The organism is Paenibacillus sp. FSL F4-0125 (assembly GCF_038008565.1).
GTDB lineage: Bacteria > Bacillota > Bacilli > Paenibacillales > Paenibacillaceae > Paenibacillus_AQ.
In genome coordinates this window covers 2,287,536-2,302,409 of sequence record NZ_JBBOZJ010000001.1, presented here as the reverse complement: position 1 = coordinate 2,302,409, position 14,874 = coordinate 2,287,536, and the positions used below count along the sequence as shown (strand labels likewise).

At 43.6% G+C, this 14,874-nt stretch carries 11 protein-coding genes; 2 read left to right on the top strand and 9 right to left on the bottom strand.

Going from position 1 to position 14,874, the window contains the following annotated elements; translation table 11 throughout:
* Positions 1-8: 8 nt before the first annotated feature.
* From NST74_RS09770 to NST74_RS09745, 6 genes are all read right to left on the bottom strand, one after another.
* Positions 9-2,261, bottom strand: a complete 2,253-nt coding sequence (locus NST74_RS09770) for a glycoside hydrolase family 95 protein (RefSeq protein WP_341111748.1) — start codon at positions 2,259-2,261, stop codon at positions 9-11.
* Between the two features lie 58 nt (positions 2,262-2,319).
* Positions 2,320-3,747 (bottom strand): family 43 glycosylhydrolase, encoded by a 1,428-nt coding sequence (locus NST74_RS09765; protein ID WP_341111745.1) that lies wholly within the window; start codon positions 3,745-3,747, stop codon positions 2,320-2,322.
* 317 nt (positions 3,748-4,064) lie between these two features.
* Positions 4,065-4,604 carry a GNAT family N-acetyltransferase gene (locus tag NST74_RS09760; RefSeq protein ID WP_341111744.1) on the bottom strand — a complete coding sequence of 180 codons (540 nt, stop codon included), beginning with the start codon at positions 4,602-4,604 and terminating at the stop codon, positions 4,065-4,067.
* Positions 4,605-4,761: 157 nt separating this feature from the next.
* Positions 4,762-6,594 (bottom strand): UbiD family decarboxylase, encoded by a 1,833-nt coding sequence (locus NST74_RS09755; RefSeq protein WP_341111743.1) that lies wholly within the window; start codon positions 6,592-6,594, stop codon positions 4,762-4,764.
* A gap of 110 nt (positions 6,595-6,704) precedes the next feature.
* A complete protein-coding gene (locus NST74_RS09750) occupies positions 6,705-7,226 on the bottom strand; it encodes a serine O-acetyltransferase (protein WP_341111742.1) in 522 nt (173 codons plus the stop codon).
* Between the two features lie 259 nt (positions 7,227-7,485).
* Positions 7,486-11,244, bottom strand: a complete 3,759-nt coding sequence (locus tag NST74_RS09745) for an alpha-L-arabinofuranosidase C-terminal domain-containing protein (RefSeq protein ID WP_341111741.1) — start codon at positions 11,242-11,244, stop codon at positions 7,486-7,488.
* 258 nt (positions 11,245-11,502) lie between these two features.
* On the opposite strand from NST74_RS09745, the gene NST74_RS09740 reads away from it, so the two are divergent.
* Entirely contained in the window at positions 11,503-12,105 is a 603-nt protein-coding gene (locus NST74_RS09740) for a GNAT family N-acetyltransferase (protein WP_341111740.1), read from the top strand.
* 104 nt (positions 12,106-12,209) lie between these two features.
* On the opposite strand, the gene NST74_RS09735 is transcribed toward NST74_RS09740, so the two are convergent.
* Positions 12,210-12,647 (bottom strand): MarR family winged helix-turn-helix transcriptional regulator, encoded by a 438-nt coding sequence (locus NST74_RS09735; RefSeq protein ID WP_341111739.1) that lies wholly within the window; start codon positions 12,645-12,647, stop codon positions 12,210-12,212.
* 165 nt (positions 12,648-12,812) lie between these two features.
* Positions 12,813-13,850 (bottom strand): NADH:flavin oxidoreductase/NADH oxidase, encoded by a 1,038-nt coding sequence (locus NST74_RS09730; RefSeq protein WP_341111738.1) that lies wholly within the window; start codon positions 13,848-13,850, stop codon positions 12,813-12,815.
* A 209-nt stretch (positions 13,851-14,059) separates the two neighbouring features.
* Here NST74_RS09730 and NST74_RS09725 point away from each other — a divergent pair, with 209 nt between their 5' ends.
* On the top strand, positions 14,060-14,452 hold the full coding sequence (locus tag NST74_RS09725; protein WP_341111735.1) for a VOC family protein: 393 nt from the start codon (positions 14,060-14,062) through the stop codon (positions 14,450-14,452).
* Positions 14,453-14,486: 34 nt separating this feature from the next.
* On the opposite strand, the gene NST74_RS09720 is transcribed toward NST74_RS09725, so the two are convergent.
* Positions 14,487-14,720: a suppressor of fused domain protein gene (locus tag NST74_RS09720; RefSeq protein WP_341111734.1), complete on the bottom strand. Its 234-nt coding sequence runs from the start codon at positions 14,718-14,720 to the stop codon at positions 14,487-14,489.
* Positions 14,721-14,874 lie beyond the last annotated feature (154 nt).

Sequence of the window (14,874 nt, the reverse complement as noted above, 5' to 3'; positions counted from 1 at the left end):
CATCCTATTTATCCCTTTGACATGAATGTATAGGAACACCCGGCTTGTCCTGTGAACGAAACGGGAGCAAGCCCGGGAGCATCTATACGGCAAGGTCCAGAAACTGTACAAGTCACAACCGCTTCAGTAACTAGCCCCTCCTTCCAGGCAAAATCGAGGATATATCCTCCCCTTGCCCGCAGACCCTTAATGCTTCCCTCACTCCAGCTTTGTGGTAATGCAGGTAACAGCTTGATTTCTTCGGTATGACTTTGCAGCAGCATCTCGGCAATGCCTGCCGTTCCCCCAAAATTGCCGTCAATCTGAAACGGAGGATGATTGTCAAGCAGGTTAGGAAGCGTAGAATGTTGCAAAAGAGCCCGGACGTTGGCATAGGCCTTGTCCCGATCCTTTAATCTGGCCCAAAAGTTAATAATCCAAGCCCGGCTCCAGCCAGTGTGGCCACCACCGTTCGCTAACCTGCGTTCCAGTGTTGTTCGAGCAGCTTCAGCCAATTCCGGCGTATTCTCCGAGCTGAAGGCGTCGCCGGGATAAAGCGCAAAAAGATGAGAGATGTGGCGATGTCCCGGCTCCACCTCTTCATAATCCTCCATCCACTCCTGAATCTGGCCATACTTTCCGATTTGTGGTTCGGGAAGCCTTTCCAGAGCTTCAGTTAATTCTTCGCGGAACGCCTCGTCCACGCCGATAATTTCCGCACTGCGGATGCATGCGCCAAACAGTGCTTCTATAATTTGAAAATCCATTGAAGCCCCAACGCAGAGCACTCCAGACTCACCGTTAGGCAACTTGTAGGTATTCTCAGGAGAGACGGAAGGGCACGTAATCAGTCGGCCTTCGGCATCTTCTATTAAATAATCAAGCAGAAACTGTGCAGCCTCCTTCATTGTCTCGTACGCCTGCGCCAGGAAATAGCGGTCCTGATTGAAGCGATAATGCTCCCATAAATGCAGGCACAGCCAGGCGGCACCCAGCGGCCAAAAAGACGCCGGCAAATAGGTATCCTGCGGCGCCGTGTCTGCCCAGATATCCGTATTGTGATGCGCCGTGAATCCCTGGCAACCATACATGACCCTGGCCGTAACCCTCCCCGGTTCCCTCATCCGCTCTACCAGATCGAACAAAGGCTCATGACATTCAGCCAGGTTGCAGATTTCTGCAGGCCAATAATTCATTTGCGTATTGATATTGATCGTGAACTTGCTGTCCCATGCCGGAGTAAAGCTGTCATTCCAGATCCCCTGCAGATTTGCGGGTAATGAGCCTTGACGACTGGAGGAAATTAGGAGATAGCGACCGTACTGGAAATAGGTCACTATTAGACCATTGTCCTCCTCCCCCTTCTGAAATCGCTTCAGCCGCTTGTCGGTCGGTAATCCAGCCTGAGGCAGATTCTCTGGCAGCTTCAACTTAACTCGTCCATACAAGCTGCGGTAATCTGCGGTATGGCGGGCTAGCAGCTCTTCATAAGGAACCTGGCTCAGTTCTTGCAGCCGTCTTTTAGCGTAAAGGTCCGGATCGGAATGGCGAAACGTAGTTCCTGCAGCAAGTAGCATTGTAACCGAGCTCGCCCCATCCACAAGCAAATACTCCCCAACGGTACGGCAGAGACCGTCTTCTGTGACTGCCTTCAGGACAGCGGCAAAAGAGCTGCCCCCTTTTCCGCCGCAATCACCACTCATAATAAGACCGCTATTTTTCCATTTTTTAGTTTTCTCCAGATATCTCCAGTTATGGCGAGTGAATCTCGCCTTTAAGGACATTCCATCCTTATTGTCAGTGGCAATACGTATGACAATGGCCTGATCCGGAAAGCTAGCGAACATTTCCCGAGTATAGTTCACTTCTCCGATTCGGTACTTGATTCGGGCAACACCTTGTTCCAAATCCAGCTCTCTCGTGTAGTCTTCCGCAGTCTGCCCGTGGTTGCCAAAGGATAGAAGCAATTCACCCAGCGGCAAATAGTGCCGCTGGGCTTCTGGCAGCCCTGCCATCGACATCGCTGCCAATTCCTCAGCCTCCCCCAACCTTCCCGCCATAATCAGTTTGCGAATCTCGGGCAAATGAGGCAGAGCGTCCTCGTTATTGCGGTTACGCGGGCCGCCATACCATACGGAATCCTCATTTAGCTGCAATTTTTCTTTGGCCGTACCTCCAAAAAACATGGCACCGAGCCGCCCGTTACCTATCGGTAAAGCCTCGTTCCACTCTCCTGCAGGTTGGCTGTACCACAATCGCTGACTGTATCCAGTATCTATCATAATTGGTATACTCCTTTAATCTTCTACTATGAAATCAACATTCCAAATAGGCCGTATGTTATTCCAAAGTAAATGAGGCCATATTGGCAGCACCATTACCGATATACGTAAAATACAGTGCTTGTACACCATTAGGTATAGCCACATCAGTTGAGTATTCCTTCCATACATTTGTAAAGTCTACCGGTATACGTCCGAGTGCCGGTCCGTCCCACGACGTTTTGACTTCAAACGCTCCCTGGCAATATCCGCGCACTTTGATTTTGACTTTGGTGACTCCCTCGCATGAAAAATATTTAAACCCGGCGGTAGCCGAATCCGTCAAATTGGCAATATAACCGATTTCTTCGTCACCATCTCTGCCGTCCTGGGTAATCTTCGGAAACCGGCTGTCCATCCATGCTCCAATACGACCGAAGCCTCCCGTATACATCTCCTGATCTTTGCAGAACAAATGACAAGCCAGGTATGCCGGATATTCCCCCCGTCCCATGAGTGGTCCTCCGTTCGAACCGCAGGATGTAATCTCCACCTGGGGAATCGTACCATCCTCGAGGAAATCAATTCTCTCGGTACAGCCCTGCCGGCAAAATGCCGTTCCATTGGTGTGCCGGTGATAAAAAATGTACCAGTCCCCATTGATCTCCACAATGCTGCCATGATTATTGCCGCCATAATACATGGGCTGGTCCGCCGGCTTGTATGTATCAATATGAAGATCGCAATTACTTACGATGACCCCCTGGTACTTAAAGCCTTGGGTTGGATGCTTACTGGTCGCATAGCATAGCTCATGCATAGAAATAGAGGAATAGATAAGATAGTAGGTATCTCCTCTTTTGCGGATGGAAGGGGCCTCAAAGAACTCATAGCCTTCGAATCCGCTTCCTTTGCTGTAAGGCTGACTCGGTGCAACAAATACAGGCTCTTCGATAATCGTGAGCATATCCGGGCCCAGCACCATTGCCATTGCACCGTGTCTGGATTCATCCCCGAAAGCACAGAATCCGGTATACAGGTAAGTGTTCTCTCCTTCGGTCAGCACGGCTGGGTCAAACTGCGGTTCATCTCCTTCTCTTTCCCCAAGGCGTGTTCCATCGGCATATTTAACGTAACCGTAGAATTCATACTTGCCGCTTGGCTTATCGCAAACTGCCACCGATACTACGGGAACCTTGTCAAGTACATAATAAAGATAGTATCTCCCGTCGGGTCCAATGCTGACATCGGGAGCGTATAGACACATGCTTCCATCTGGGTTAAGTGGGTCATCTGTTGATTGATAGATTAAACCCTCATACTGCCAATCCCCCAGATTATCCTCTGGCGCAGACCAGCAGACATAGTCATTTAAGCAAAAAGCATGCCCGTTAAAACGGTCATGCGATCCATACACATAAACTCTTCCTTCGAAAACATATGGCTCACCGTCAGGGAGATATTCCCAAGACGGAAGGTATGGATTAAAGCCCTGTTTTTTTAGCATCCTACTCCCACCCTTATCATTTATTGGTTTTATCTGTCTAAGTAAGCATAACACTTGCATGGACAACGAAAGATCATGCATAACTACCTTACCTTCTATGATGATCCTTCTGCATAGAACAGAATGAGTTTAACCGCTTTCAATTCATCTGCCGGGTGACTGGACATTCTCCCTCTAAAGAGGAGCTTGTAGTCCTTAAAACATCGCCCTTGCACAGTTTGTCCCTTTAAAGTATAAAGAAGCCTCTTGGCAGAAGTCCATGACATATATACACTTAACTTTGATCTTTCCTAAGATTTCAACTGATCTACGAAATATTATTCCACTCTATTTAACCATTCACTTCTAAGCAAGCCATACGAGAACGTGTCATGCCAGATTGGATCTCCATTACTATCATATTTAAAATAACCTGTCTGCATAAAATGACCTTCCCGCCGCAGCTTTAATCGTTCGAGAAGTTTCCATGATTGCATATTTTCCGGATTACATTTCGCAATCACTCGCCTCACATTGAGATGCTCAAAGCCATAGCTCAATAATTGCTTGCAAGCCTCTGTAGCATATCCGCTTCCCTGAAATTCAGGGTTGAAAACATAACCAAGTTCCCATGTCCCAAAAGCTTTTGGCTCACTCTCCCGGAAATATATATTTCCTATCAGTTTTGTATTGGATTTGAGACAAACTGCCCAAAAGGCAGCGTCCGAAGAACGCCTAAGGGCCTCCGTACGAGCTTGATCTGCATTAAATACAGAATAAGGTTCATATTTCACCACATTTTCTTGGGATAAATAATCATAAAGGTCTTTCCAATCCTCCGCCGAAAACCTTCTAATCCATAAACGTTCAGTTTCCATAATTTCCACTACAACAACACTTCCTCAATAATAATAGTAAATATATTCCACACACCCCATAATACCTATGTATTCTTTATTTTTTTATGAGCAAAATCATTTCCTAAACAGCAAAAAACCTCCTTGGTTTCCCAAGAAGGATGATGCGCTTTTTTGATTAGACCCTGTCGCTTAAGCTGCCGCCAGGTGCAAACAATCGTTCAATATGCTTTTGAACCGCTGGATCAGGAATTAACGGTGGCGCTTGATGAGGTTTTACACGCGCATCAATAATCACGTTATCACATGACCAATGCTTATACTCCGTTGAACTGTTCACCCCATAAATATCATGAGAAGGATTACTGCGTGTGAACGTCGCCCACAAGAAATTCTCAATTCTTTCACTTAAGAACTCGCTATCATCACACACAATAATCATCGGACAAGATGGGAGTGCTCCATGTTCTTGAATCGCTTCGCTAAGCTTGTTCATTTCCTGTGCTGCTTCAGCGTAAGTGGTGAATTTAGAGCCTTGAAGCGCCACGAGACCCGGCATCACCATCTTTGCAGGTCCAAATCCCTGTAGTTGTTCAAGTATGTCAGGAACCGCTGTACATAGCTCTCTTTTCTTCTCCCCAACCGCAGCGAAAATCACCTTACTTCCGCTGTTTAGTCCTGTACCGGAATAATCAAGGGTATCAATCGTTGTATTCGTATAGAAATGAATATCTCTACGAAGATTAATGCGCTCTAGGATATACTTCAAGAAATCCTCAACATCATGTGTGCTGATAGGTTGTTTCTCTTCGGCTGTAATAAACAAGAATTTAGCTAAACTAAGCTGGCCAGTACCCAGAATCCGATTCGCGATCGTAAGAATCTCCGCTGGCTGCTTCACTTGTTGATAAGGTGTATAACGTTCACTGCCAATCGCAAATAAAAGGGGATGAACGCCCGCAGCATCGACTGCGTGAACTTCTTTAACGCCCGGGATTTCTTGGCGGATAGCCCCACCTGTTAGTTCATGGATTAACTCACCAAATGCAGTATCCTCTTGTGGCGGTCTACCGACAACCGTAAAGGGGAAAATGGCATTCTTTTTAGCGTACACTTTATGTACTCTCATGACTGGGAAAGGGTGAACCAAGCTGTAATAGCCTAAATGATCGCCAAAAGGTCCTTCCGGCTTCGTCTCACCCGGATGAATTTCCCCTGTGATCACAAAATCCGCATCATTACTTATACAATATCCATCTACATAGCTATAGCTAAAATGACGTCCCGAAAGTAAGCCTGCCACGATCATCTCACTCATTCCCTCGGGCAAAGGCATTACAGCAGATAACGTGTGCGCTGGAGGTCCGCCGATAAAGCAGCTCACTTTAAGCGGTTCACCTTTTCGATTGGCTCTTTCTTGATGCACGCCGATACCGCGGTGAATTTGATAATGAATGCCAACCTCTTTATTGAGTTCATAATCATTACCATTCAATTGAACACGGTACATCCCCAGATTGGAATTCATAATGCCCGGCTTGTCCGGATCTTCGGAATACACTTGCGGCAAGGTAACAAAAGCGCCGCCATCCTCCGGCCAATGTGTGATCAGCGGAAGATCAGAAATGTTAATTTCCTCAAAACCACTTGGCAGACCGCCTGGCTTTTTGATAGGCAATGCTTTTCTCGCGGATAATCCTGTCCCTACATATTTAAAAGGATTCTTAAGTGCTTTCATAGGATCGTTACGAAGTGCAATTACGTTATGTGTGGAGTTCCAAGTACGCCGAAAGATAAACTTACTACGCTCAATCGTTCCAAAGAGGTTAGATACGGCACGAAATTTCGAGCCTTTTACATTTTCAAATAATAATGCAGGGCCACCGGCTTCATAAACCTTCAAGTGAATCGCGGCCATCTCCAGATAAGGGTCCACTTCTTCACGAATCCGAACTAAATGTCCATGTTTCTCTAAATCATTAACACACTCTTCTAAATTGCTATATTTCATTTCATTACTCCGATCTCTAGAAGGTTATTACAAGATTTCTTGGATGCTTTAATTATACCCTGTAACTTTTTAAAATAAAGCGATACCCTATGTACTAGAACATCTCGTAGTTATCTTGTATTCTCAGGTTTAGGTTCATTTCGCAAAATATTTCTAGCAGGAATCCCTACTGCCGAAGCATTATCCGGTACATCCTTAACCACAACAGACATGGCTCCGATATTAACATCGTTCCCCAGTGTAATCGGACCTAGAATCTTAGAACCTACTCCGATAAATGCTCTATCGCCAATCACTGGCTCCCCTAAGTTATTTCTCCCCCCAATGGTCACTTGGTGAAAAATAGTAGCGTTGTTGCCGATCACCGCTTTAGGACTAATAATAATGCCATTTAACCCATGCGGTAAATGAAGCGCGTCACCAATTTGAGCCTCTGCATGAAGCTCTCCATTGGCAACAATTCGGACAAACAGCACATCCATAATCCGGTATAGGAGCCACAAAGGTTTGCGGATCAGGCCACTTTTCACCCGATAATACACCCAATTTCCATAACGATAAGTAAACAAAGCCATAATCGTCTGCGGATTTTTTAGATTTGCTTTCCAGTCCGTTTTGAATGATTTCATCATTGTATCATCCTCCTATAGGGGCAAGATATGAACTATATTCTCGTGAAATGAAAGCATTAGTGTGGTGAAAAATATTCTGGGAGGATCGCAGGATGGAGAGTTATTCAGGTGATTGTGCTTTCACCAGTGTATGTTAGATTCAGAGATTCATCAAGAAGTGGACAGTTCTCCCTATATAAACATCAACCGATTACAAGCCTTCCTAAACAACAACACGCGCCGAAGTATTATCGGCGCGCGCTGAATGCTATCTTTTCTATTAAACTAGATCCAGAACAATCACATTTACGGAATGGGCAGCTAAATTTACAATTGCAGTGTCTTTATCAACTACAATTTCCGTTTCAAATGGAATGACCTTCTCATCATTCTTTCTGTTTACATTAGGTGTGTGAACCAGCGAAGCATCGCCGGTTAAAGTAATCCATTTACCGGTAGTAGCTACGTTTAAGCCTTTCAGATTAAGCTTCGTTGCTTTCTCTACCCGATCCGCATTCACAAGCTTCACGTAGAGATGCTTATCATCTTTAGTAACGGAATTGTATACTTCTCTGTTGTACGCTTCGAGCTTATAATCAAGTACCTTACTTGTCGTCTTGCCATCTGTATAAGAGCAAATCAAATGCTTACCATCTGCTCCACCATAATTAACAGTGATGCTATATTCCGTATGATCCGTTAGCTCTTCATAGCAGCTAGCTCTTAGGTTACCGGCTGCGGTACTAGAGGAATAATCCCCGAGCGTATAAGCCTCAATCCCTTGCTTGAATACCTTCACGCCGGTAGCATCGCCATTATACCCAATCGCATATTCGATTACGTCTTTATTTTCTGGTGAGATGTCTGTCAGACCTACGCCTACATAGAAGCCATCTTCGCCGGAAGCTTTTTCAGCAATAACCTCAGCTCGATAATTAGTCCACGCGTCATTGAGAATATACAATCCGTTCAACCCGCTATTCTGCGCCTTCAAGACTAAACCTTTGGAAGGATCAATCGTATATCCTGCAGAGCCAGGAATGACTTTCCAAGCTTCATGCAGCGGCTGTGTAAAATCTTGTTCGAACAAAATGCTGCCATCCGTATTCGAAGTAACCTTCACTCGCTTCACAATCACAGATGCTTTTCCAGCAGCCACTTCAATTCCACCGTGAGGAATAAGGTCTACCTTTTCACCGTTGCGATATGTCGAAAATGATGTGCCAACCACTATGGTGCCGAGATATTTAGCGTACAGCTGTTGAACATAATAGTTCGGTGTGTACCAAACGGTTTCATCATCAAACCAAATGCAGTCCGGTGTCCATCTATAAGTGCCATCTGTCAGTACCTTATTGAACAAAGGTGCCGTTGCAGCCAGTCTAATCACATCAGAGTTATTCTCGAAGCTGGACATGATCGCCGCCTCAGCAATTGCTCCTGCCAATGTGTTTTTATCTGTCGAAGCATATTCACCTACAAAAACCTTAGAAGTTTCAGCTTCGTCCAAGCTGCCGTCTTCATTATAGGCTCTGTAATAGTAATTGTAGCGATCCGCATTCTCTAACAAATACTCGTTGGAACGATAGTAATGCTCGTCCGCAATCGTATCCATGTAGTTCTTTTGCTTCTCATACCAGGTAACCGTCTCTTCAATGCTCGATGTTCCGTCCGTAAAGCTGATCTGTTCCGAGCCTTGCAGATTTCCGCTTAGGAATTTCCAGCCTTGCTGGTAAGCATCATCATCTGCTTGTGCTCCAACCGTAGAAAGAATGGTCAGTTCATGATCAGGGTAGTTCTTTACCATATATTCATCAATCGTTGTTTTGAAATACTCAAAGTTGGCAAAAAACTCTGTACCCCAGTTTTCATTCCCCACGCCCAAATAACGCAGGTCAAACGCTGCTTCATGGCCCATCTTTTTACGCAAAGCGGCCCACTCGTTATTGCCAAAATCCATGCTAATTGCAAAATCAATCAGATCCGTAAAGTTCTTCACATAATAATCTCTTAACGCACCGCCAGCTGGATTCGCATAATCCGAACGAGCTTGACAGAGTACACCACAGGCCATAACTGGCAGTGGAGTTGCATTCAAATCCTCGGCTAATTGGAAGTACTCCATATACCCAAGACCCATGGTCATCATGTAGCCCCATACGTTATAGTTCTCTTTGCGAAGCTCAATATCGTTGACGGACTCTTTCCAATCGTACACATTCTCCCAAATGTGAGAACCTTCAGAAATACAGCCCCCAGGGAAACGCAAAAATGTAGGATGAAGATCAACGAGTGCATTCACTAAATCTTTTCTCAATCTATAGTTCGAATTCCCTTTATAGTTAGCATGAGCTGTAGCAGAACGCTCCTCTTCCCCAGCGCCCCAAACATCTTCCGGCATTAAGGAGACCATATCAATAGAAATTTCACCGTTAAAAGTTAAAGCTAGCTGACCAAGTACAGTTTCAGATCCTGTTAATACAAGCTTAGAATCGACACCATATTTCTTCCAGTTACCGTCACCGTTCACCTCAACTACCGCAGTATCACTAATAGCTGTACCGTCTTTGTCGAGCAATTGTAGGGTGATAGTACCTGCTGCTTCGGCCTTCGCCCAAATCGTGAAGTTATACTTAGTATCCTTCTTAATAAACATCGAACAGTGCTGATTGGAATCCGCAAACCCTCTATTATTAATAGTGGCGCCATCCGCCACTGTCACATAATGGGCGTTCATATCTTTATCTTCAATTCCGAAGAAATCGTTTAATCCACCTGAATTGTGAACCGTCATTTTGTCTGTGTCACCAGACCAAGCATGCAGAGGCGTATAATTTCTACCCGTTGAAGTCCCATGCACACCACATACATGCGAATAACTGTCAAAAGCAAACGACTCGAAGGAACGATTCTGCACTAGCTCTGCATAAATCCCACCATCTGCCGCATTATTAATATCCTCATAGAAAAGGCCATATAGAACATCGCTAACATCCAAAATCTCATGGTTTCCATCGATTGTTAAGGTGTAAGGTGGCAAACCTTCTGGGAGTACAGACACAGTGAAGTTCTTTTCTACTGTACTGTTACCTTTTTTCAAAACCGCAGTAAGCGTTACGCCTTGAGCAGATTGGACGGCTTTATTCAGGGCACCCTTATCAGAAATGATAGCAGAATCACTAGATACCCAGGACACGTCAACTTTTCCACCCATGAGCGAAGCTGGCAATTCGATATCTTTGGTGATGATCGAGCTTGTAAAGGTTAAGTATTTATCTTTTGCAAGCTTAACGATCTCTTCATCTGTCAAAGATTCACACATAATCTCAATGATTTCGTCCTGCGTTAATCCCGTTTTATATATACGGAAGTCCGAGAGAGAGCCGCCAAAATCTACATCTGCAGCGTACTGGGACTTGCCGATCGTATTGTTACTATAATTTACTTGGTCCTCAAATGTAGCAAACCACGCACGTAACTTAGCATATGTACCGCTAGAAGTCTGACTGATCATTCCATCTGCAACGACCTCACCATTTACATAAATTACAGGTCCCGCACTGCTAAGTGTTCCACCTTTTGTTCCTGTCACTGTAAAGCCGACATGCACCCATTCTCCAGCTGCAAAGGATCTCCCAGGATCTGCGACTAAATCTTCTCCTGCAAAGCAAGTTCCCCGGAAATTTCTCGTTAAAAAAATATAGGGTCCTGTCTCGCCTTTGCCGAAATCGAACAGTCTTTCCCATAAGCTCCCACCAGTACTTACATGCATCCAAGTTGAGACAGTAATACCCGTTTGGTCGCTGACTTCTTTAAGAAGATCGTCCGGCAACGAAATATAGGATGTGCCATGTTCTCCACCCGCTAACGAAACAGCTCTTCTACCTGCTACAGTCTGAATAGTTGGCAGTTTAGTCCCTAAAGCGGTTCCATCATTCCCATTCCCTGAGCAATCCTGACCCACATGATCGGGGTTATCAAACTTATAATGCGCTATCAAATTACCATTAATAAATTTGTTACTGTTGTCATTGTTCATAGAAGATCACCTGTCATCTTTTGTATTAGAATTCATAAAAGTCTAACTATTCTACTAATTACTACAACAAAACCGACCCGTTCGCGGGTCATTCACCCTTTATACGAAACATAATAACACACTTTATAATCAATTAATATATTAATCAATTAATATTTATGTGAAATAAAAGAAAACTATTTTTTATACTCAAAGATTACCAAATCGTCCTTATGATTCATGATAAAATGAATTTGGTTGTACGAAGGAGAGATGAATATGAATAACCATGCAGGTTTAGAGCCAACAAAAGGCGATATCTTTACAATTGAATGCAAAGATATCCTGTTACGAGAGTTTATAGTGGAGGATTTAGACGAGTTTCACGCACTTACCATGCAGCCTGAAATCATAGAATTTCTGCCCGATTGGAATGTTCCTAAAGAACAACGGCGAGATTGGTTAATAAATTATGAAATAAAAGAAAACCAACAGTTTCTACAAGCAGTCTCAGCGGATGGAAACATCGGGGAGCTTCGTCTTCGTTTAGGCATTATTTTAAAAGAGACAGGAGAGTTTATTGGTTGGTGCTGTACAGGAATGAAGGATGAATTACCCGCTCCGAACAGAGAGATTATGTACGCCATATCTAAGGATCATCGTGGCAATGGATATACTACACAAGCTGCCAAGGGATTAATTAAATATTTGTTTGAGCACACATCTACCGATGTATTAAACGCTATTGCTCTGGTACACAATACACCCTCTAATAGAGTCATACAAAAATGTGACTTCGATTTAATTGATGAAATTACGATTGAAAATGAAAGCTATAATTATTACCAGCTTTCTAAGTGGCACTGGCAAGAGAAGGATTAATGAATGCTGGCACACTTTTAATAGATTACGGCACACGCAAAAAAACTCTGTATGGGAATGGAGAATGTGATCCATTTACCAAAACAGAGATTTTTTGTATTGATTCAAGATTGTTGCTTCATTCGAAGCATTTGCTCTAGAAGCTGTTCCACAACTTTTTCCGGGAATGCCGTCATTAGCGTGTCTTTAAAGGTTTCTTGTGCACGAATGAGCTTATCTTCACCAATGGAGGTCAAGGAGGTATAAATACTTCTGCGATCATCATCGCATGCTTTTCTCTCTAACGCTCCACAGCCCTTGGCTTCAAACCTGCTAACCAATCGGGAAACCGCACTCTGGCTTAACCCCACCATAGCTTCGAGCTTCTGCAATTTCAGCTTTTTCTCCGGGGCTTCTGATAGGAATAACAGCAAATAAAATTCTTTTAAAGATAATCCATGATTCGCTTGCAAATTAACTTCTAATTCATTCGTCACATTCATTTGTATATGTGTTAACGTCAACCAGTTCGTGATCAGGTCGTTGTTACTCATTTTGTCCATCTATCTTATTCATCTCCCGAGCGTATGACTATTCATGAAATTTTTCTTCTATATAATAGTACTACACTCCACATCCATTGTGCCAAGCTTAATCCAAAAAAGAGAAAAGACCGTCTCTCCAACAAGCCGGCCTCTCCAAATGATATAAATAATTTTCGTTATTCCTTATCCTTTAATTCTAGGAAATCCAAAGGCATACTGCCGAGGAATACCCGGATCCTTCTGAAGCTCAACCCCAGCCTCTAAGGTCCAATATGGATTTCTTAGCATCCCACGACCCACGGCAACAAGATCTGCTTCTTCATTTCCAATCACTGCATTAGCAAGAGCTGGTTCATCCAATCTACCAACGGCAATCACCGGAACATTCAAGCCGTATTTAATCTCTCTTGCCAAAGGTACTTGATACGCCGCATGTGTTCCTGGCTTACCAGCCGCAGCGATAGGGCCTTCACCACCCGCACTGATATGGAAAATATCTGCGCCGGCTTCTTTATACACTTTACTAAATGCCAGGCTTTCTTTAATGCCATATCCGCCATCTACATATTCTTGAGCTGAGATACGCATAATCAATGGCATTCCTTCAGGCATTTCACTTTTCGCTGCACGAATAATCTCGGTACCGAACAAGGTCAAATCCTTGCCATATTCATCTGTTCTTTGATTGGTTAGTGGTGAATGGAACTGATGGATAAGATAGCCGTGCGCACCATGAAGCTCGATAACATCAAATCCTGCTTGAATTGCACGCTTCACACCCAACCGGAACTTCTCAACCATACCCTTCACTTCTTCAGTCGTTAGGGCACGCGGTGTTTTGGAGTCAGCATCAAATGGAACGGCAGATGAGGATACAGGAACTGCTGCATCTTCAGCTTTACGCCCCGCATGCGCAATTTGAATCCCTACTTTTGCTCCATAGGAATGACAAGCATCAACAATTCTAGCCAGTGCAGGAATCTGCTCATCAGACCAAATACCAAGGTCAAAATCAGTAATTCGGCCATCTGGTTCCACATCGGTCATTTCAATAATAATTAATCCTGTGCCTCCAATGGCACGACTCACGTAATGATTATAATGCCAATCGGTAGCAATCCCATCTTTGTTCGTCACTGAATATTGACACATCGGAGGCATAACCACGCGGTTCTTCAATTTCAAATCCTTCATTTCATACGGGGTGAACAAGTCCTTCATGATATCTCTCCTCTTTATAAAAAACTAAATTTATTATGAACATTGAACCCATGTTTTAGCAAAGAATATTAAATGCATGCTCATGCATGTATATTATTATACAATATCTATGGTGTCAACCATGAATGTCTCCTACGGAATAATAACTCAGCGTATTGTTGAAATCTTTGCCGCAAGGTAATATATGGATATCTATTTTCTTAGAAAGGATGGACTTAAAAGTGGACAAAAAGCTTTTACAATCACATAGTATCTTCCCTACCCTGGATATTGAGCATACAGCTGCTTATTACAGTCAGTACTTAAGTTTTCAAGCTGTGCCCTATTTAGATACGGAGGAACCGCATATTTGCCTGTATCGTGATGATACAGAGATCATCCTTACGCAATCCCAAGGACAACGGGTTATTCCTAATCGAGAATTGTATGGCTATGGTTACGACGCCTATTTTATAACGAAACAGCAAGAGCAGTTGGAAAAAGAATTTGCAGCCGCTGGCGTTAATATTGTCCGAACATTAGCAAACACAGACTATAATAACAAGGAATTTGTTATTGAAGATGTTGATGGGCGCTGGATTGCTTTTGGGATCAAAGAATAAGAAAAAAACGGCCCTCGGCCGTTTTTCTTATTTTTCAAAAAAGTCCAAACATCTTCTTACAGCTATTTTTACGGGTAAGATTCAGAACATCGGTGACCCCAATCTTGTTTAACCTATTAAGCAGTTCTTCCTCACCATGCTTAACCTTATAATCTAACTCTTCCCTATAAAGCGGAATTAAAGTATAGAAGTGCACTACTTTCTCACTGTTCATTTCCAAATTAAATAATCCAGCTTTATCTTCAACGTCTGGTACCCACACGAACATTGATCACACTGAAATCATATATTTTAATTCATTTTCCTATTTATTGAATGAATTCTCCAGAATGTCCATACTAATGTCGATTGCTATGAATGGAATCCAGTCGAATGAACGGTTATAATACCTAAAGATGAATCTCCAAGCGTAACCGCCTTCG